16 protein-coding genes are annotated in these 18,512 nt (G+C 70.7%); 10 read left to right on the top strand and 6 right to left on the bottom strand.

Going from position 1 to position 18,512, the window contains the following annotated elements; translation table 11 throughout:
* Positions 1 to 8: 8 nt before the first annotated feature.
* From AC07RV_RS03625 to AC07RV_RS03615, 3 genes are all read right to left on the bottom strand, one after another.
* Entirely contained in the window at positions 9 to 1,616 is a 1,608-nt protein-coding gene (locus AC07RV_RS03625) for an MFS transporter (protein WP_296782480.1), read from the bottom strand.
* Positions 1,617 to 1,775: 159 nt separating this feature from the next.
* The gene (locus AC07RV_RS03620; protein WP_296782478.1) at positions 1,776 to 2,951 is read right to left on the bottom strand and encodes a PDDEXK nuclease domain-containing protein; all 1,176 of its coding nucleotides are present in this window, start codon (positions 2,949 to 2,951) and stop codon (positions 1,776 to 1,778) included.
* A gap of 45 nt (positions 2,952 to 2,996) precedes the next feature.
* Complete coding sequence (locus AC07RV_RS03615; RefSeq protein ID WP_296782476.1) at positions 2,997 to 3,980, bottom strand: Bug family tripartite tricarboxylate transporter substrate binding protein; 984 nt, start codon at positions 3,978 to 3,980, stop codon at positions 2,997 to 2,999.
* A 160-nt stretch (positions 3,981 to 4,140) separates the two neighbouring features.
* On the opposite strand from AC07RV_RS03615, the gene AC07RV_RS03610 reads away from it, so the two are divergent.
* A complete protein-coding gene (locus AC07RV_RS03610; protein ID WP_296782475.1) occupies positions 4,141 to 4,869 on the top strand; it encodes a FadR/GntR family transcriptional regulator in 729 nt (242 codons plus the stop codon).
* A 22-nt stretch (positions 4,870 to 4,891) separates the two neighbouring features.
* On the opposite strand, the gene AC07RV_RS03605 is transcribed toward AC07RV_RS03610, so the two are convergent.
* Positions 4,892 to 7,141: an acyl-CoA dehydrogenase family protein gene (locus AC07RV_RS03605; RefSeq protein ID WP_296782474.1), complete on the bottom strand. Its 2,250-nt coding sequence runs from the start codon at positions 7,139 to 7,141 to the stop codon at positions 4,892 to 4,894.
* A 167-nt stretch (positions 7,142 to 7,308) separates the two neighbouring features.
* On the opposite strand from AC07RV_RS03605, the gene AC07RV_RS03600 reads away from it, so the two are divergent.
* The 5 genes from AC07RV_RS03600 (at position 7,309) to AC07RV_RS03580 (ending at position 12,323) form a co-directional block, all read left to right on the top strand.
* Positions 7,309 to 8,187: a FadR/GntR family transcriptional regulator gene (locus AC07RV_RS03600; protein WP_296782473.1), complete on the top strand. Its 879-nt coding sequence runs from the start codon at positions 7,309 to 7,311 to the stop codon at positions 8,185 to 8,187.
* A gap of 138 nt (positions 8,188 to 8,325) precedes the next feature.
* Positions 8,326 to 9,147, top strand: a complete 822-nt coding sequence (locus tag AC07RV_RS03595) for a CoA-transferase subunit beta (protein WP_296782472.1) — start codon at positions 8,326 to 8,328, stop codon at positions 9,145 to 9,147.
* A gap of 11 nt (positions 9,148 to 9,158) precedes the next feature.
* Positions 9,159 to 10,052, top strand: coding sequence for a CoA transferase subunit A (locus tag AC07RV_RS03590; RefSeq protein WP_296782470.1), 894 nt, complete (start codon positions 9,159 to 9,161; stop codon positions 10,050 to 10,052).
* Entirely contained in the window at positions 10,045 to 11,256 is a 1,212-nt protein-coding gene (locus tag AC07RV_RS03585; protein WP_296782469.1) for a CaiB/BaiF CoA transferase family protein, read from the top strand. The genes AC07RV_RS03590 and AC07RV_RS03585 overlap by 8 nt, the downstream gene beginning before the upstream one ends.
* Before the next feature lie 23 nt (positions 11,257 to 11,279).
* Positions 11,280 to 12,323: a Bug family tripartite tricarboxylate transporter substrate binding protein gene (locus AC07RV_RS03580; protein ID WP_296782468.1), complete on the top strand. Its 1,044-nt coding sequence runs from the start codon at positions 11,280 to 11,282 to the stop codon at positions 12,321 to 12,323.
* A 42-nt stretch (positions 12,324 to 12,365) separates the two neighbouring features.
* Here AC07RV_RS03580 and AC07RV_RS03575 read toward each other — a convergent pair whose 3' ends face one another.
* Both AC07RV_RS03575 and AC07RV_RS03570 read right to left on the bottom strand, forming a co-directional pair.
* The gene (locus AC07RV_RS03575) at positions 12,366 to 12,764 is read right to left on the bottom strand and encodes a Zn-ribbon domain-containing OB-fold protein (RefSeq protein ID WP_296782466.1); all 399 of its coding nucleotides are present in this window, start codon (positions 12,762 to 12,764) and stop codon (positions 12,366 to 12,368) included.
* Positions 12,765 to 12,766: 2 nt separating this feature from the next.
* Positions 12,767 to 13,936 (bottom strand): thiolase family protein, encoded by a 1,170-nt coding sequence (locus AC07RV_RS03570; protein ID WP_296782464.1) that lies wholly within the window; start codon positions 13,934 to 13,936, stop codon positions 12,767 to 12,769.
* A 191-nt stretch (positions 13,937 to 14,127) separates the two neighbouring features.
* On the opposite strand from AC07RV_RS03570, the gene AC07RV_RS03565 reads away from it, so the two are divergent.
* The 4 genes from AC07RV_RS03565 to AC07RV_RS03550 are packed head-to-tail and all read left to right on the top strand — an operon-like array spanning position 14,128 to position 18,471.
* The gene (locus AC07RV_RS03565) at positions 14,128 to 15,795 is read left to right on the top strand and encodes a long-chain-fatty-acid--CoA ligase (protein ID WP_296782462.1); all 1,668 of its coding nucleotides are present in this window, start codon (positions 14,128 to 14,130) and stop codon (positions 15,793 to 15,795) included.
* Between the two features lie 59 nt (positions 15,796 to 15,854).
* Positions 15,855 to 16,628, top strand: a complete 774-nt coding sequence (locus AC07RV_RS03560; RefSeq protein WP_296782460.1) for an SDR family NAD(P)-dependent oxidoreductase — start codon at positions 15,855 to 15,857, stop codon at positions 16,626 to 16,628.
* A 14-nt stretch (positions 16,629 to 16,642) separates the two neighbouring features.
* Positions 16,643 to 17,680: a DUF7064 domain-containing protein gene (locus AC07RV_RS03555; protein ID WP_296782458.1), complete on the top strand. Its 1,038-nt coding sequence runs from the start codon at positions 16,643 to 16,645 to the stop codon at positions 17,678 to 17,680.
* The gene (locus tag AC07RV_RS03550; protein WP_296782456.1) at positions 17,677 to 18,471 is read left to right on the top strand and encodes an enoyl-CoA hydratase/isomerase family protein; all 795 of its coding nucleotides are present in this window, start codon (positions 17,677 to 17,679) and stop codon (positions 18,469 to 18,471) included. The genes AC07RV_RS03555 and AC07RV_RS03550 overlap by 4 nt, the downstream gene beginning before the upstream one ends.
* Positions 18,472 to 18,512 lie beyond the last annotated feature (41 nt).

Genomic DNA, 18,512 nt, shown 5'->3' with positions numbered 1-18,512 from the left:
GCCCGCGCTCAGGGGCTGCGTTCGGCCAGGTAGTGGCGCGTGAGCACCGGCTCCTCCGGCACCTGGAAGCTGCGCGCGAGCGCCTCCAGCTCGTGGCGCGCGACGGTGGCCCGCGCGCGCTGGCGCAGGTAGTCGGCCCACGAGGTGACGATGAAGCGTTCGACGTAGCGGCTCGGGTCGTCGAGGTCGCGGTAGACGCGCCAGAAGGTGGCGCCGTCGCGCTTGCGCGGCACCGCGAGCTGCTGCACCGCGTCGAGGAAGCGTCGCGCATCGGCATCGCGGATGCGGTAGACCACCTCGACGGCGACCGGCCCGGCCTCGAACTCGGGCTCGTGCTGCACCGAGAACTCCTCGTGCAGCGGCGCCAGCGTGACCTCGTCGTCCGCGCCCATGCGCAGCGGATACGGCCGCGCCAGCGCGATGCTCGCGAGCATGCCCGCGGCCGACAGGCACAGCGCCGCGCTCAGCCCGATCAGCGAGGACATCGCGCCCCACAGCGCGGAGCCGAGCGCGAAGGCGCCGAGCGAGCACAGCGTGTGCATCGACGCGGCGCGTGCGCGTACCCAGGCCGGCGCGCTGGTCTGGGTGGCGGCGTTGAAGGTCGACATCATCGTCATCCAGGCCGCGCCGCCGAGCACGAAGCTGGCGCACACAAGCGGCCGCCAGGTCGAGAGCGCGCCCACCAGCATCGCGCCCGAGAACACGAGGCAGCAGCCGGCGGCCAGCGCATCGAGCGAGAAGCGCGAACGGATGCGCCCGACGAAGAAGCCGGCGGCGACGGCGCCCGTGCCGAGGCAGGCCATCAGCAGGCCGTAGCCCGCCGCGCCCAGCCCGAGCCGCTGCTGCGCGATCACCGGCAACAGGGCCCACAGGGCCGAGCCGAGCCCGCTGAAGCCGGCCGTGCGCACCAGCTGCGCGAAGATCGCGGGCGAATGGCGCGCATAGCGCAGCGCGCTGAGCATGCCGCCCCACAGCCGCTCGGCCGGCAGGCGCCCGGGCGAGGGCGGCCGCGGCGGCCAGCGCCGCGTGGCCCAGCTCATGCCGAAGGCGGTCAGCACCGCGACCGCGAACACGGCGGCGCCGCCGGTCAGCGCGAACAGCACGCCCGCGAGCCCGGGGCCGACGGCGCGCGCGCCGTTGAAGGTCATCGACACCAGCGTGATGGCCAGCGGCAGCTCGGTGCGCGCCACCGTGTCGCTGACGGCGGAGTTCCACGAGGGCGACTGCAGCGCCGTGCACACGCCGAGCAGGAAGGTGAAGAACAGCAGCCCGCCCGGGCCGATCCAGCCGGCCAGCGCGAGCAGCGTGAGCGTCAGCGCGGCGAGTCCGTAGACGCCCTGGATGCGCAGCATCAGTCGCCGGCGGTCGATGGTGTCGGCCAGCACCCCGGCGGGCAGCGACAGCAGGAACATCGGCAGGAAGGAAGCGGTCTGGACCAGCGCCGAGAGGAAGGACGAGGCCGTGAGCTCGATCATCAGCCACGAGGCCGCCATGTTCTGCATCGCATTGCCGACGAAGAACAGGCTGCCGGCACCCCAGAGCCCGCGGAAGGCGGGCTGGGCGAGCGGACTCCAGAGCGAGGCTGCGTTCGGGGCGGTGGGATTGCTGGGATTCAAGCGCGGGGCGATCGGCGGCGGGCGAGGCAAATCATATAGATGCATGTGCCGGCCCGCTCGCGGCGCGCCCGGCCAACGGTTTCCGCACCTCGCGCGCGGCCGTCGGCGACGCCGCGCGCTGGGTCGAGGAGTGACCTCGTAGCGAACTGGCGGGGGCGCTCAGTCTTTGCCGCGTCGCTTCTGTGTCGCGACCGGAGGCGGCAGCGCACCGCGCACCACCTGTTGGAGCTGGCGCACCGAAGGCAGCTTGCCGCGCAATTCCGCCGGCAGGGCGGCCTGCAACTGGTACTCCGCCACGCCGATAGGATTGGTCTTGCTGCGCAAGGCGAACTCGACCTCCAGGTTGTCCTTCTCGGCGCACAGGATGATGCCGATCGACGGAGCGTCGCCGGGCGCGCGCTCCCTGTCGTTGAGCAGGTTGAGATAGAAGTCCATCTTGCCCGCGTACTCGGGTTCGAAGGAGCCGACCTTCAGTTCCACGGCGACCAGGGCCTTGAGGAAGCGGTGGTAGAAGAGCAGGTCGATGAAGTATTCCTTGCGTCCCAGCACGAGGCGGTGCTGGCGGCCGATGAAGCAGAAGCCGTAGCCCAGTTCGAGGATGAAGTCGCGCAGCCTGTCGAGGAGCCGGGTTTCCAGCTCGCGTTCCTTCACCGCCTGGCGGATGCCCAGGAACTCGAGGCTGTAGCTGCTCTTGAGGACCTCCTCGGCCTGCTCGGCCATGGCGGGCGGCAGCACCCGCGGGAAATTGTGGCTCTTGCCCTCCGCGCGCGAGCGTTCCCAGGCGCCGGCCTTGATCTGGTTGAGCAGGACGTTGCGGCTCCAGCCCAGCGCGGCGCTGGCGCGCAGGTAGTAGAGGCGCTGTGCCGGGTCGGCGGTCTTGCCCAGAATCTGCAGGTGATGACCCCAGGGGATTTCTGCGACGAGCTGTCGCAGAGAGTCGTTGCCGCCGAACAGCATGGCTTTTCGTGCGGCGCTGAGTCGGTGGGTATTGCGTCCCGAGTTCGTGCTCTTGGAACTTTCTGCGACAAGCTGTCGCAGAAATCCGGGCTCGCTGTAGGCCTCGACCATGCGCCGCATGTCCCAGACATTGCGCGCCGAGAAGCCTTGGGTGCCGGGGAAGGCCGCGCGCAAGTCCCGGGCGATGCGTTCCACCACGGCCTCGCCCCAGGCTTGCGCCTGCTGCTTGTGGAGGATGGCTTCGCCGATGTCCCAGTACAAGGCGATCAGGCCGTGATTGACCGCTCGGGCCGCGGACTGGCGGGCCGCCGCGACACGCTCCTTGAGCGCCTCGATGAAGGATGCGTAGTCGGCAGCTTCGCCGCTGGGCAAGGTCATGCGTGCACTATAGGCCAGGCCCGCTGCGCCGCATGCGGCGCCCGCTCAGACCTTGATGCGCCCGGTCGCGACCAGCTTCTGCGTCAGCGCCAGCTGCTCGGCCAGGAAGCTCGAGAGCTTCTGCGGGCCCCAGCCGGCGGGCTCGAAGCCCAGCTCGAGCAGCTTGGGCGCCACGTCGGGCAGCTTCACGATGCGCGCCATCTCGGCATCGAGCTTGTCGATGATGGCCTTGGGCGTGGAGGCCGGCGCGAACAGCGCGCCGAAGCCCGGCATGTTCACGTCGGGGAAGCCGGCCTCGGCGAAGGTGGGCACGTCGGGATAGAGCGGAAAGCGCGTCGGGCTCGCGACCGCCAGCGCGCAGATCTTGCCCGGGTAGCGCGATACCCCGCCCAGCGACACCACCGCGGTATCGATCTGGCCGCCGATCAGGTCCTGCAGCGCCGGCGCCTCGCCCTTGTAGGGCACGTGCACGGTGTCGATGCCCGCGGCCATGTTCAGCAGCTCTCCCACGAAGTTGCCGCCCGAGCCGGGGCCGTAGGAACCGTACGAGACCTTGCCGGGCCTGGACTTGGCGAGTGCCACCAGCTGGTCGAGCGTCCTGACGTTGAGCGACTCGCGCACGCCGATGGCGATGGGCGTGAGCGCGAGCATGCTGATGGGCGCGAGGTCGGCGAGCTTGTAGGGCTGCTGAGCGGGCTGCAGCACGAGGTTGCTGATCAGCGCGCTGTAGCCGACGCCGAGCGTGTAGCCGTCGGGCGTGGCGCGCGCCACCGCGGAGGCCGCGATCGCGCCGCTCGCGCCGGCCCTCGACTCGACGATGCAGGGCTGGCCCCAGGACTCGGTGAGCTTCTGGCCGATGACCCGCATCATCGTGTCGTGCCCGCCGCCGGCCGGCGTGGGAATGATGAACTTGATGACGTTGTCGGGATAGCCCGGCGCGGCGCGCGCGGCCAGGGGAAAGGCGGGCAGCGCCGAGGCGCCCAGCAGGCCGAGGCCGGTGGCCAGCGCGTGGCGGCGGGAGTGGGTCATGAGGCTTGTCTCCTGGTCGGATGGTTTGTGATGTAATTGGTTGAACCATAGCGAAACCAGGGATGATGGTCAATTGGAGCCTGTGCCAGGGCAGGCACGGGCACACTATCGGCTCGGCATCCAGCCATCGACGTTCGAGATCCAGAGGAGGAAAGGAGCCATGTCGGAATCCGCACCAGTCTTCGCGCCCGTGCGCATGCGCCGCGCCTTCGAGGCGATTTGCGACCAGATCCGCCAGCAGGTGGTGGAGGGCGCGCTGAGCGCCGGCGACCGCCTGCCCAGCGAGCGCGAGCTGTCCGAGCAGTTCGGCGTGAGCCGCAGCGGCGTGCGCGAGGCGCTGCGCAGCCTCGAGATGGCCGGCATGGTCGAGGCCGTGACCGGCATCAACGGCGGCTTCTACATCAAGCAGTCGCATCCCGAGGGCATCACGCAGGCGGTGCGCGACATGGTGGCGCTCAAGCAGGTGCCGGTGTCGGACCTGACCGAGGCCCGCATCCTGCTGTGCGGGCTGGCGATCCGGCTGGCCTGCGAGCGCGCGACCGAAGAGGATTTCGCCGCCATCGAGGCCGACATCGAGCGCTTCGCCGAGCTGGTGAAGCAGGGCCGGCCGGTGCGCGACAGCGGCCAGATCACGGAGTTCTATCGCCTGATCGGCCGCGCCACCCACAACGAGGTGATCGTGATGCTGATCGACGCCCTGTCGGAAATCCTGCGCGGCCTCATCGCGCAGCTGCAGACGCCGCACAGCAACGTGGTGCAGGTGCGCCGCAAGGTGCTGCGCCTGATGCGCGAGCGCGATGCGGACAAGGCCGGCGCCGCGCTGGCCAAGCACCTCAACGCCCTGAACGTGCTGCTGCTCGAGATGGAGCGCAAGAAGCCGGCGCGCTGAGCCGCGCCGGCCCGAGGCACGTTCAGCGCGGCAGCCCGAGCCCGCGCTGCGCGATCAGGCTGCGCTGGATCTCGTTGGTGCCGATGCTGATCACCCACATCAGCGCATGGCGCAGGTTCTGCTCGATGCGCCCGCGCAGTACCGCACCGGGGCTGCCCTCGCCGAGCGTGCCTTCCATGCCGAGCAGGTCGAGCGCCACCTCGCCGAAGCGCTCCATCAGCTCGCCCGAATAGACCTTGCTCGCGGCCGCGTCGTGCAGCGGCGTCTCGCCCGCGTCGACACGCTCGGCGCAGTGCATCATCATGCGGCGCCCGGCCTCGATCTGCCCCGCCAGGTCGGCGATGCGCTCGCGCACCAGCGGATCGAGGCGCATCGGCCGGCCGTCGGCACCCGTCGCGCCGCGCAGGTGCTCGCACAGCTGCTCGAAGGCATGCGCCACCTTCATCACGATGCCGCCGCCGATGAAGCCGCGCTCGGTGGCCAGTGCCCCGACCAGCACCTTCCAGCCGCCGTGGAGCTCGCCCACCATCGCCTCGGCCGGCACGCGCACGCCGTCGTAGAAGACATTGGCGAAGCTGCCGCCGTACATCGTGGTCGAGGTGCGGATGGTGATGCCGGGCGTGTCCATCGGCACGATGAACAGGCTCAGGCCGGCATGCGGCGGGCTCGCCTCGGGGTCGGTGCGGGTGGCCAGCAGCATGTAGTCGCCCCAGTAGGTGGTGGTCCAGATCTTCTGGCCGTCGATCACGTAGTGGTCGCCGTCGCGTACCGCGCGGGTGCGCATCGACGCGAGGTCGGAGCCCGCGTCGGGCTCGCTGTAGCCCATGCCGTAGATCGCCTCGCCGCGCAGGATCTCGGGCAGGTAGCGCGCCTGTTGCGCGGCGCTGCCGTGCACCTGCAGCATCGCGGCCTGCACCGGCGCGCCCACGCGCGGCGCCTCGGCGCGTTCCATCTCCTCGACGAAGGCCAGTTGCTCGAAGGCGCCGCGCGCCTGGCCGCCGAAGCGCTGCGGCCACGAGAGGCCGATCCAGCCGGTGCGCCCGAGCGCGCGCGCGAACTCGCGGTCGTACTCACGCGCCTTGAAGTCCAGCGCCTCGTGCGCGGCCTTGCGTTCGCCCGACCAGTGCGTCCGCAGCCAGGCGCGCACCTCCTCGCGGAAGGCGTTGCCGGCCGGGCCCAGGTCGTATTCGGGCAGCGTGCGCGGCATCTCGCCGAGGAAGTGATCGGCCAGCGCCTCGCGCGCACGGCGTCCACCGCCGTGGCGCAGCACGTCGAGGTGCACCTGCTTGAAATGGCGCGGCGCCTCGTGCTCCTCGCTGTAGCCGATGGCGCCGAAGGTGTGCTGCGTTTCCAGCGACACCCGCCGCAGCGTCGCCGCGGCCAGCGCGCAGGCTGCTTCGGCGAACACGCGCCAGTTGTCGGCGCCGAGGTCGTGCTGGCGCGCGGCGCCGGCCTGCGTGAGCCGCGCGCCCAGCAACGCGATGTGGCCGTCGGCGAGCTTGTGCTGGATCGCCTGGAAGCTGCCGATCGGGCGGCCGAACTGCCGGCGCTCGCCTGCATAGGCCACGGCGAGTTCGAAGGCGCGTTCGGCGGCGCCGGTGGCGCGCGCGCACAGCGCGAGGCGGGCCATCGCGTGCAGCGCGCCGAGCTTGTCTTCGGAAAAGGGCAGGACGGTGGCGGCGATCCCGTCCAGCGCGACGCGGAACAGCCCCTGCGTTCCCATCGCGGGCGTGGCCTCGATGCGCACGCCCACCGCGCGCAGGTCGACTAGCGCGAGCGCGGGGCCGTCCACGACTACCGCGAGATGGGTGGCGCTGTCGGCATGCTCGACGAAGGCGAGTTCGCCATGGAGCCTGCCGTCGTCGTCGATGCGCGCCTGGCCCGCGCCGCGGTCGCCGTCGAAGGCCCCGAAGCACAGCACCACGCGCGCCTCGCCGGCGCGTTGCAGCGCGAGCAGCGCGGGCTCTTCGCCCTGCGGCGTGCGCGGCGCCGCGAGGTTCAGCAGCGCGCCGTGATGCAGCGGCAGCGTGCAACCCGCGCGGCCCAGTTCCTCCATGACCAGCGCGATCTCGCGCAGGCCGCCCTCGGAGGGATCCGATCCCAAGGCGGCAAGGCCCTGGGCCGCGAGCTGCTGCCACAGCGCCTGCACGCGCGCGGGTTCGCGTGCCCATGGCACGGCGGTGGCGGGCGGCCAGTGGCGCTCGAGGAAGCCGCGCACCGAGTCGCGCAGCAGGGCGCGCTCTTCGTCGCCGGGAAGGGGGGTCGGGGGCATGGGCGTATCTCTCCTGGATCTCAGAAAAAATTGAATGGTAGAACCATTAATGAGATCCGGCAACATGCACCACCGCGAGGGCTTGGCCCGCAGCGGCCTGCGCAACGCCGCCCCTTATCATTTGGCTCAAAGGTCCAACTTTTAGTTTTTCCAACGGAGGATTCCCCATGGACGCCAAAGAACCGTCGCCGCCCGCGGCCGACGCACGGAGCGCCAAGTTCCAGCCCATCCGTTCCGCGCGTGCCTTCGAGGAGATCGCCCAGCAGATCCGCGGCGAGCTGTCGCAGGGCCGGCTCAAGGTCGGTACGCGGCTGCCTTCGGAGCGCGCGCTGTCCGAGCAGTTCGGCGTGTCGCGCAACACCCTGCGCGAGGCGCTGCGCTCGCTCGAGCATGCGGGCCTGATCCGGCTGCAGAAGGGCGCCAGCGGCGGCGCTTTCATCAGCGGGCGCAGCGGCGATGCGATCGCCACCGGCCTGATGGACATGTACCACATGGGCGCGATCCAGCCGGCGCAGCTTACCGAGGCGCGCATCTGGCTCGAGTCGATCCTGGTGCGCGAGGCCTGCGCGCGCGCCACGCCCGCCGACCTCGAGGCGCTGGCCGCCAACATCGACGCGGCCGAGGAGGCGCTGCGGCGCGACGACTTCCCCGCGCGCGCGGCGACCAACCTCGAGTTCCACCGCATCCTCGCGCGCATGACCGGCAATCCGATCATGGTGATCGTGATGAACGGCGTGCTCAACGTGCTGGCCGAGTTCATCGGCCAGATCGGCCACGAGGAGAACGCCTACGTGCTGCCTTCGCGCCGCCGCTTCCTCAAGCACCTCGCGGCCAAGGACGCCGACGCGGCCGCCGCGGAGATGGAGTCCAGCCTCAAGCGGCTGCAGCGCAGCTACCTGTCGAAGGTGGGGGAGGACGCCGCGCAGGAAGCTCCGGCCGCCGCGCCGGCCGCGCCGCGCAAGGCCGCGGCCAAGGCGCCGGCCGAGAAACCGGCCGGGAGGGCCGTGGCCAAGTCCGCCACCCGCGCGGCGAAAACCACGCGCTGAGGCCACGCGGCGCGCGCCGCCGCCCTTTGCCCGATCCGCCAGGGACCGCCCGCCGCAAGGCGCGCGGTCCTTCGTTCTTGCGCGCCCGGCAGGTGAATCCCGCTTGACAGTGCCATGGTTGATTCCTAGGATCAATGAATGGTTGAACCAAATATCAAGCAAAGAACACCGGTCGACGACGAGCCGTCGACCGGCGAGCTGCTCGCCGTGCTGCTGGCACGCGACTTCGCCGATGGCGAGAAGGTCATCATCGGCACCAACTCCGACATCCAGCTGGCCGCCTGCAACCTCGCGCGCGAGATGCAGGCGCCGCGGCTGTGGTGGATCTCGGGGCCCGGCGGCATGGTGAACCCGGTGCGCGACCACCTGCTGTCTACGGCCGACTCGGAGAACATCGAGTCCTCCGAGGCCTGGATGGACCTGCCGAACATGATCGATTTCATCGACTGGAAGATCCACTTCTTCGACTTCGCGATCCTGTCGGCGCTGCAGGTCGACCGCTTCGGCAACATCAACACGGTGGTGGTCGGCGACCAGGCCCGGCCCAAGGTGCGCGGCCCCGGCACGGTGGGCATCAGCGCGCTGTGCGGGCTGGCCAAGCGCTTCTACGTCGCGCTCACGCGCCACGATCCCGGTGCCTTCGTGCCGCGCGTCGACTTCCTCTGCGGGCCCGGCCACATGGAAGGCGGCAACTCGCGCGAGGAGGCCGGCCTGCCGCCGGGCGGGCCGCGCCTGGTGGTGTCGCCGCTGGGCGTGTTCGACTTCGAGCCCGTGAGCAAGGCCATGCGCGTGCGCTCGATCCATCCGGGCGTGACGCTCGAGCAGATCCGCAAGGCCACCGGCTTCGAGCTGGTGGTCGAGGGCACGCCGCCCGTCACGCGCATGCCCGAGCCCGAGGAGCTGCGCCTGCTGCGCACCCGCGTCGACACGCGCGGCACCCTGCGCCGCAAGTTCCCCTGAAGAGACGAGCCATGAGTTCCAACAAAAGCAAGCTGACCACCCTCGACGAGGCCGTGTCGGTCATCCAGGACGGCCACCGCGTCGGCCTGGGCGGCTGGATCTTCAATGCCCAGCCGATGGCGCTGGTGCGCGCGCTGATCCGCAAGGGCGCGCGCGATCTCGACCTGGTGCCCGCGCCCGGCTCGATCGCGCCGGACATGCTGATCGGCGCCGGCTGCGCGCGCAGCACCGCCTGCGTGTTCATCAGCTTCGAGCAGTTCGGCCTCGCGCCGCACTTCCGCCGCCGCGCCGAGGCCGGCACGCTGAAGGTCTACGAACTCGACGGGCCCGGCATCGCCGGAGGCTTGCGCGCCGGCATCTGCGACATGCCCTGGACCGCGATCCCCGACCTGGGCACCGACCTGCCGCGCCACACGCCCGAGCACTACTGGCCGCTGCCCTCGAAGCCCGGCGAGCGCAAGATGCTCGCCGCCGCCGCGATCAAGCCCGACGTGTGCCTGCTCCATGCGCAGCAGGCCGACGAGCACGGCAATGTGCAGTACCTCGCCACGCCGTTCTTCGACGCGATGCTCGCGCAGGCCTCGCGCCACGTGATCGTCTCGGTGGACCGTATCGTATCGTCCGACACCATCCGCCGCTCGAACCACCTGACCAAGCTGCCGAGCGTGATGGTCGACGCGGTGGTGGAGGCGCCCTACGGTGCCCATCCGAGCGCCTCGCCCACGCTGTACCGCGCCGACGAACGCCACCTGCGCGAGTACGTGAAGGCGAGCGTCGACGACGCGGCCTTCGAGGCCTACCTCGCGCGCTATGCGCGCGGTGCCGCGGCGCACGCCGACTACCTCGACGCGCTCGGCGGCTCGCGCCTCGCCGGCCTCGCCGTGACGGAGAGCAACCTTGGCTGAGCCGACCGCCAACCCCACCGCCGCGAAGCCCGGCGTGCTCGACGGCGTGCGCGTGCTCGACTTCACCGCGATGATGTCGGGTCCCTACTGCACGCGGCTGATGGCCGACCTCGGCGCCGAGGTCATCAAGGTGGAGCCGCCCGAGGGCGACCACATCCGGCTGCGGCCGCCGCGGCGCCAGGGCCGCAGCACCTACTTCGCGCAGCTCAACGCCGGCAAGAAGAGCCTTGCGCTCGACCTCAAGAAGCCCGAGGCGGTCGCGTTGGTGCGCGAGCTCGTCGGCCAGTGCGACGTGCTGGTGGAGAACTACCGCCCCGGCGTGATGCAGCGCCTGGGCCTCGACTACGCGACGCTCGCGGCGCTGAATCCGCGGCTGGTGTACTGCTCGATCTCGGGCTTCGGCCAGGAGGGTTCCTGGTCGGGACGCAGCGCCTACGCGCCGGTGCTGCACGCGGCCAGCGGCTACGACATGGCCAACCTCGACTACCAGGAGGGCGACGTCGAGCGGCCGCTGAAGAACGGCATCTTCGTGGCCGACGTGCTCGGCGGCTCGCTGGCCTTCGGCGCGATCCAGAGCGCGCTGTTCCGCGCCGCGCGCACCGGCGAGGGTGACCACATCGACCTCGCGCTGATGGACGCGATGCTGGGCCTGCTCGTCTACGAGTGCCAGGAGGCGCAGTTCCCGGCCGAGCGGCGCCGCCCGCTCTATCGCCCGACCAAGGCGAAGGACGGCTTCCTGCTGATCGCGCCCGTGAGCCAGAACAATTTCGAGGCGCTGGCGCGCGGCACCGGCCATCCCGAATGGATCACCGACGCGCGCTTCGCGACCAGCCAGGAGCGCGAGCACCACTGGGGCGCGTTGATGCAGCTGCTCGACGACTGGGCCGCCGATCGCAGCGCCGCGCAGTGCGAGGCCGAGATGAATGCCGCGGGCGTGCCGTGTTCGCGCTACTTCACCGTGCGCGAGGCGATGAAGCTGCCGCCGCTGGTGGAGCGCCAGGCCTTCCAGACCATCGACGACGGCGCCGGCGCGTTCCAGGTGCCCAACCCCGCCTTCCGCTTCGCCCGCACCGCGGCGCATGCGCGCGGCAGCGTGTCCGAGCTCGGTGCCGACGGCCCCGCGCTGCTGGGCAGTCTGCTCGGACTCGGCGAGGAGCGGATCGCGGCGCTGCGCGAGAGCCGCGCGCTGCACGTGCGCGGCTGAGACACACAACGAAGGAGACAGACATGATGAACAGCTGGATGCGCCTGCCGGGAGTCGCCGGCAAGGCGAAGGGCCCGATGCGCGCCGCGGCCCGGGGCTTCTGGGCGGCGTTGCTCGCGGCCGGCGCGCTCGCGCTGCCGCAGGCCGGCATCGCGCAGTCCGCGTCGTCGGATTTCCCGAACCGCCCGATCACCATCGTCGTGCCCTATCCGCCGGGCGGCACCACCGACGTGCTCGCGCGCGTGCTGCAGGAGCCGATGCAGCGCTTCCTCAAGCAGCCCGTGATCATCGAGAACAAGGCCGGCGCCTCGGCCGTGCTGGGCACCAAGTTCGTCGCCAAGGCGCCGGCCAACGGCTACACCCTGCTGTTCCCCAACAACGGCCTGGTGATCTCGCCGCAGGTCTCGAAGGAGGCCGACTATGCGCCGCTGAAGGACTTCGCGCCCGTGTCGCTGGTGTCGCTGCAGCCGATGATCCTCGCGATCAATCCCTCGGTGCCCGCGAAGTCGGTGCAGGAGCTGATCGACTACGCGAAGGCCAACCCGCGCAAGCTCGACTTCGCGACCGCCGGGCCGGCCTCCTTCGGCCACCTGGCCACCGAGCTCTTCAGCCGGCGCGCCGGCGTCGAGATGACCCACATCCCCTACAAGGGCCAGGCCCCGACCACCCAGGCCATCCTGACCGGCGAGTCGAAGGTGCTGCTGAGCACGAGCTCGTCGCAGATGAATGCCTTCATCAAGGAGGGCAGGGTGCGCCTGCTCGGCGTGTCGTCGCTGCAGGCTTCGCCGCTCGCGCCCGGCGCGCCGCCGATCGCCAACACCTTGCCGGGCTTCAATCCCGAGGTCTGGTTCGGCCTGTTCGCCCCGGCGGGCACGCCGCGCGAGGTGGTGGCGCGGCTCAACGACGCGATCGTGAAGTCGCTGGCGCTGCCCGAGGTGAAGGAGAAGTTCGAGACCGCCGGGGCGGCGGCTACCGGCAGCACGCCCGAGCAGCTCGGGGCGCGGATCGCGGAGGAGTATGCGACGTGGACCTCGGTGATCCGCGAAGCCAATATCCGGACCGACTAGGCCGCGGCGATACCCGCGCGCGGCCCGATCGGGCCGCGCCTGTCAGGCCGGCGCAAACATCGGCACCGCGAACCCACCCTCCGCCGGCTTGAAACACACCTTCACGCGATCGCCGATGCGCAGCGCATCGAGATCGGCATCGACGATGTTGGTGAGCATCGTCACCCCTTCGTCGAGCGTGACGTAGGCGATCGCATAGGGGATCGGGCCGGCGCGGCGGGTCACGCTCACGCTGTAGATCGTGCCGAGACCGCCGGCGTCTTCCCAGGCGGTGTCGCCCAGGCAGTAGGGGCACAGCGCGCGCGGATACCAGTGGACCTTGGCGCAGGCGGTGCAGCGCCTGATGCGCAGCACGCCTTCGCGCGCGGCGTTCCAGTAGGCCTCGGTGGCGGCGTCGACGATCGGCGCGGCCAGCGCGCGTTCCTGGTAGGGGGTGCTCATCTTCAATTCCTTTCGAGGATCAGGGTGGCGCTGCCGTGGCGCGAGCCGAGCAGGCCGCCCGTGCCCTGCGCGAGCGCGAGGCCGCAGCCGGGGACCTGCACCTTCGGATGCGCCTCGCCGCGCAACTGGCGCACCGCCTCGATGACCTTGGTGATGCCGCCGCGGTTGGCGGGATGGTTGTTGCACAGGCCGCCGCCGTCGGTGTTGAACGGCAGCTTGCCGACGCCCGAGATCAGGTTGCCGTCGGCCACGAAGCGGCCGCCTTCGCCCTTGCGGCAGAAGCCCAGGTCCTCGAGCTGCATCAGCACGGTGATGGTGAAGCTGTCGTAGATCGACGCGTACTGGATGTCGGCCGGCGTCACGCCGGCTTCGGCGAACGCGATCGGGCCCGAGACGGCGGCGCCCGAGTAGGTGAGGTCGAGCTGGCCATTGGCCTGGCCCTTCACGGTCTCGCCGGCGCCGAGCACGCTGACCACGGGCCGCGCGAGCGAGCGCGCGATCTCGGGGCGCACCACCAGCAGCGCGCCGCCGCCGTCGCTCACGACGCAGCAGTCGAGCTTGTGCAGCGGGTCGGAGATCATCGGCGAGGCCAGCACCTCCTCCACCGTGACGGGATCGCGCAGCATCGCGTTCGGGTTGTGCTGCGCATGCGCGGCGGCGGCGACCTTGATCCAGGCGAGCTGTTCGCTGGTGGTGCCGAACTCGTGCATGTGGCGCGCCGCGGCCAGCGCGTACATGTTGACCGTGACCGGCGCATAGGGCATTTCCCAGGCCACGTCGGGCGTGGCCGCGGTCACGTTGCGCGGGCCGGTGCCCACGCCGCTGGCCTCGGTGCGCGGGCGTCCCGCGAGCGTGATCAGCGCCACGTTGCACTTGCCCGCGGCGATGGCCTGCGCGGCATGCGAGACCTGCACCAGGTAGGCGGAACCGCCGGTGTCGGTGCTGTCGACGTGGCGCACCTTGAGGCCGAGGTAGTCGACCATGCTCAGCGGGCCCAGGCCCGGCGCGTCGCCCGCGCAGAAGTAGCCGTCGACGTCCTGCAGCGACAGGCCGGCGTCGGCCAGCGCGCCGCGCGCGCACTCCGCATGCAGCTGCGGCACCGTCTTGTCGGGCGCCTTGCGCGTGGGGTGTTCGAAAGCGCCCGCGATGCAGGCCTGTCGCTTGATGCTCATTCCAATGGCTCCGTGTGATCGCCCGGTGCGGGCTCGGGGTGCGTCGCGCCGGCCGGATCGTTGCCGCTCTGCCTTGACGCTGCGTCGTCGGCCTGATTATCATTGGTTCAACCAAAATAAATCAACAGGCAAATCGGCGGCGCTGTCTCTCGCGCGATGCCGCGGCCCGGCGAAGACCAAGGACGACAGCCATGACCCCGCACGACTCCAAGCACTGGCCGCGCACCCTGCCGCGCGACATCGACGTTCCACCCACCAACCTGTGCGCGAACCTGCTGGTGTCGGCCGTGCGTTCTCCGCAGCGCGCGGTGGTGGTCGACGATTTCGGCAGCCTGTCGTACGCGGCGCTGGTCGAGCAGATGGAACGCATCGCGGCCTTCCTGCAGCACGAGCTGGCGGTGCGCCCGGGCGACCGCGTGCTGCTCTACCTGCCCAACGGCCGCGGCTGGATCGCGGCCTACTTCGCGATCCTGCGGATCAATGCGGTGGTGGTGCCCGTCAACCCGATGAACAAGCGCGACGAGCTGCCGCACTACCTCGAGGACAGCGAGGCGGTGGTGGCCTTCTGCGGCGCCGACAACGTGGCGGAGCTGCTGGCGGTGCCGGGCGCGCACCGGCTGCGCCGCGTGGTGATCGTCGGCAGCCCGGGGCCGGTGGAGGATCTGGTGGAAGCCGCCGAGCCGTCGTCGGATGCGGCATCCGGCGCATCGCGCACCATCGGCCTGCGCCGGGTGCTGGCGGCCGCCGGCGCGCCCGCCGCGCCGCTCGAGCACCTGCCCGACGCGCTCGCGCTGATCCTCTACAGCTCGGGCTCCACCGGCGTGCCCAAGGGCTGCATGCACACGCACCGCACGCTCAATGCCAGCACGGTCGCGGTCGCGCATTGGATGGGCATGGTCCCGCACTCGGTGCAGCTGGTGGCGCTGCCGTACTTCCACATCACCGGCATGCAGAACCTGCTGAACGCGCCCATCTACGGCGGCGGCACGCTGGTGCTGATGAAGCGCTGGGACCGCGACCAGGCCGCGGCGCTGATCGCGCGGCACCGGGTCAGCCACTGGACGGCGATGCCGACCATGGTGATCGACTTCCTCGCGAGCCCGCGGCTGGCCGAGTACGACCTGAGTTCGGTGCGCCGCATCGGCGGTGGCGGCGCGGGCATGCCCGAGGCCGTGTGCGAGCGCCTGAAGCAGTTGACCGGGCTCGACTTCCTCGAGGGCTACGGGCTGTCGGAAACGGCGCATGTCTCGGGCAACCCCGCGCATGCCTTCAAGCGCCAGTGCCTGGGCATGCCGCTGTTCGGCACCGACCTGCGCGTCGTCGACCCCGAGACCCTGCGCGAGCTGCCGCCCGGCGAGGTGGGCGAGATCGTGATGTCGGGGCCGCAGGTGTTCGCGGGCTACTGGCGCAACGAGCAGGCCACGCGCGCGGCGCTGCTGGAGATCGACGGGCGGCGCTTCGTGCGCAGCGGCGACCTCGGGCGGCGCGACGAGGACGGCTATTTCTTCATCGTCGACCGGCTCAAGCGCATGGTCAATGCCTCGGGCTACAAGGTCTGGCCGGCCGAGGTCGAGGCGATGCTGCACGAGCACCCGGCCATCGCCGAGGCCTGCGTGATCGCCGCGCACGATCCCTATCGCGGCGAGACCGTGAAGGCGGTGGTGGTGCTGCGCGAGGCGCATGCGGGCCATGTGCGCGAGGCCGACGTCATCGAATGGGCGAAGCAGAAGATGGCTGCCTACAAGTACCCGCGGCTGGTCGAGTTCGTGCGCGAGCTGCCCAAGTCGCCGACCGGAAAGATCGCCTGGCGCCAGCTGCAGGACGCCGAGCGCGCGAAGGCCGCGATGGCGTCCGCCTGAGCGAGCCGCAGCGCCGCATACCCCCAGTTCAACCTCTATCCATCATCCAACGGAGACCTATGCAGAACCTCGTCAATCTCGAAGGCCGCACCATCGTCGTGACCGGCGCCGGGCAGGGCATCGGCAAGGCGATCGCGACGCTCGCCGTGGAGCTCGGCGGCAACGTCGTCGCGCTCGACCTCAACCCCGACACGCTGGGCACGGCGATGTCCGCGCTGCCCGCCGGCCGCGTGCAACAGGTGGTGGGCAGCGTGACCGACGCGGAGCTCGCCGCGCGCGCCGTCGCCGAGGCCGTGGAGCGCTTCGGCGGCGTGCACGGCCTGGTGAACAACGCCGGCATCACGCGCCCGGCCATGATCGAGAAGATGACGCCGCAGCAATGGCAGGAGGTGATCGACGTGCACCTCACCGGCACCTTCTACTGGCTGCAGGCCGTGGGCCGCCACATGGTGGCGCGCGCGAAGGCGGGCGACAGCAGCGGCGGCGCCATCGTCAACATCTCCTCCGACGCCGGCCGCAAGGGCTCGATCGGCCAGGTGAACTACGCGGCCGCCAAGGCCGGCATGCTGGGCGTCACGATGACGGCGGCGCGCGAATGGGGCCGCTACAACATCCGCACCAACTCGATCTGCTTCGGCGTGGTCGAGACCCCGATGACCGAGGTGGTGCGCGGCGAGAAATTCCGCGACGGCATGCTCGCGCAGATTCCGCTGGGCCGCTGGTCCACGCCCGAGGAGGTGGTGAAGACGGTGTGCTTCCTGATGTCGGACGCGGCCTCCTACATCACCGGCCAGCACCTGGGGGTCAACGGCGGCTTCCACATCAGCCTGTAAGTACGGGGCGAACCATGTACATGCCGCCCCACAGCAAGCTGCGGCTCGATCCGCAGGACGAGTACAACCACGTGCCCGAGGCCGTGTCCAACTACAACGAGAGCGCGTACTTCAATGCCTTCGACAGCGCGCGCGGCATCGGGGCCTGGATGCGTCTGGGCAACCGGCTGCACGAGGGGCATGCCGAGCTCAGCTGCTGCGTCTACCTGCCCGACGGGCGCGTGGGCTTCATGCACCAGCGGCCGAAGATCGAGCACAACGAGACCCTGGACGCGGGCGGCATGCGCTTCGAGGTGGTCGAGCCCTTCAGGCACCTGCGCGTGCGCTACGAGGGCGAGCTGCTGCTGATGGACGACCCGCATGCGATGGCCGACCCGAGCAGCGCCTTCAAGCGCTATCCGAAGCGGCCCGCCTCGATCGCGCTCGACTTCCGCGGCGTCTCCCCGATGCACGGCGGCGAGATCGTCGCGCTCGACGGCAGCCCGATCGTGCTGGACCCCGAGCGTGCGGTGTACCGCGGCCACATCGAGCAGAACATGGCGGTGGCCGGCCACATCGCGGTGGACGGCCTGCGCTTCGAGATCGCGGGGCACGGCTACCGCGACAAGTCCTGGGGCCCGCGCCACTGGCACAGCTTCTACTGGTACAAATGGCTGCCCGTGACCTTCGGCGACGACTTCGGCGTGCTGCTGTCGATCAAGGGCCGCAAGGGGCAGCCCCACCACGTGAGCGGCAACGTGCTGCGCGACGGCCGCTACGAGCCGGTGATCGACGGGCGCATCGAGACCGATTACGACGCGCAGCACTATCCGCGCGCCTTCACCGCGCAGGTTCGCACGGCCGAGCGCAGCTACACCCTGACCGGCAAGGTCGGCGCGCTGGTGCCGCTGCGGCATCGCAGCGTGGCCGGCGGTGCCGGTGACTACACGCGCATCACCGAGGGCATCACCGAATACCGTTGCGAAGGGCGTAGCGCGCTGGGCATGTCGGAGTACTGCGACCTGATGGTGGACGGCGTGCCGATCTCGGTGCGCGAGGCGGTGGCGCGATGAAGACCCTCGACTACCGGCTCGACGATGGCGTGGCGACGCTCACGCTCAATCGTCCCGAGGCGAAGAACGCACTCGATCGGACGATGGCCGACGAGCTCGGCGAATGCCTCGCCGCGATCCGCGCCGACGAGTCGGTGCGGGTGCTGGTGCTCGCCGGCGCCGGCGGCGCGTTCTGCGCGGGCGGCGACGTCAAGGCCATGGGGCAGGGCGGGCCGCGCACGCCCGAGCAGCGGCGCGCCGGAATGGCGCGCTACACGCGCATCTGCACCGAACTGATGGCGCTCGATCGCCCCGTGATCGCCGCCGTCGACGGCGTGGCCTACGGCGCGGGTTTCAGCCTGGCGCTGATGTGCGACATCGTGCTGCTCTCGGAACGCGCGCGCCTGTGCATGGTGTTCCAGCGCATCGGCCTGGTGCCCGACATGGGCGCCTTCTACACGCTGCCGCGCGTGGTGGGCCTGCAGCGCGCGAAGGAGCTGATCTTCTCGGCGCGCGAGATCGATGCCGCCGAGGCGCTGCGCCTGGGCCTGGCGATGGAGGTCGTGCCCGCCGAGGCGCTGGCCGCGCGCGCGCAGGCGATCGCGCGCAGCTTCGCGGGCGCTTCGCCGGTGGCGATGAGCATCGCCAAGCGCGCCTTGCAGGCCTCGCTCGGCAGCGATCTCCAGACGCTGCTCGAGATCGAGTCGTCCGGCCAGGCGCTGGCCTCGAACAGCGACTACGCGAAGGAGGCGGTGCGGCGCTTCGCGGCGCGCGAGCCCGCGCAGTTCCGCTGGCCGCCCGCCGCGGCGTGAAGCGCGGCGACCTCGACAGATTCACGACACGACAAGGCAAG

It is taken from the genome of Variovorax sp. GW821-FHT09B01, from assembly GCF_059418345.1.
This window is presented reverse-complemented; position numbering and strand designations above follow the sequence as displayed.

What these genes read in the sequence shown, in the direction of transcription:
- AC07RV_RS03570 (WP_296782464.1), bottom strand. Translation starts at nt 13,936, where the DNA reads ATGAGCATCAAGCGACAGGCCTGCATCGCGGGCGCTTTCGAACACCCC.
- AC07RV_RS03560 (WP_296782460.1), top strand. Translation starts at nt 15,855, where the DNA reads ATGCAGAACCTCGTCAATCTCGAAGGCCGCACCATCGTCGTGACCGGC.
- AC07RV_RS03575 (WP_296782466.1), bottom strand. Translation starts at nt 12,764, where the DNA reads ATGAGCACCCCCTACCAGGAACGCGCGCTGGCCGCGCCGATCGTCGAC.
- AC07RV_RS03550 (WP_296782456.1), top strand. Translation starts at nt 17,677, where the DNA reads ATGAAGACCCTCGACTACCGGCTCGACGATGGCGTGGCGACGCTCACG.
- AC07RV_RS03590 (WP_296782470.1), top strand. Translation starts at nt 9,159, where the DNA reads ATGAGTTCCAACAAAAGCAAGCTGACCACCCTCGACGAGGCCGTGTCG.
- AC07RV_RS03595 (WP_296782472.1), top strand. Translation starts at nt 8,326, where the DNA reads ATGGTTGAACCAAATATCAAGCAAAGAACACCGGTCGACGACGAGCCG.
- AC07RV_RS03580 (WP_296782468.1), top strand. Translation starts at nt 11,280, where the DNA reads ATGATGAACAGCTGGATGCGCCTGCCGGGAGTCGCCGGCAAGGCGAAG.
- AC07RV_RS03615 (WP_296782476.1), bottom strand. Translation starts at nt 3,980, where the DNA reads ATGACCCACTCCCGCCGCCACGCGCTGGCCACCGGCCTCGGCCTGCTG.
- AC07RV_RS03620 (WP_296782478.1), bottom strand. Translation starts at nt 2,951, where the DNA reads ATGACCTTGCCCAGCGGCGAAGCTGCCGACTACGCATCCTTCATCGAG.
- AC07RV_RS03565 (WP_296782462.1), top strand. Translation starts at nt 14,128, where the DNA reads ATGACCCCGCACGACTCCAAGCACTGGCCGCGCACCCTGCCGCGCGAC.
- AC07RV_RS03605 (WP_296782474.1), bottom strand. Translation starts at nt 7,141, where the DNA reads ATGCCCCCGACCCCCCTTCCCGGCGACGAAGAGCGCGCCCTGCTGCGC.
- AC07RV_RS03555 (WP_296782458.1), top strand. Translation starts at nt 16,643, where the DNA reads ATGTACATGCCGCCCCACAGCAAGCTGCGGCTCGATCCGCAGGACGAG.
- AC07RV_RS03600 (WP_296782473.1), top strand. Translation starts at nt 7,309, where the DNA reads ATGGACGCCAAAGAACCGTCGCCGCCCGCGGCCGACGCACGGAGCGCC.
- AC07RV_RS03610 (WP_296782475.1), top strand. Translation starts at nt 4,141, where the DNA reads ATGTCGGAATCCGCACCAGTCTTCGCGCCCGTGCGCATGCGCCGCGCC.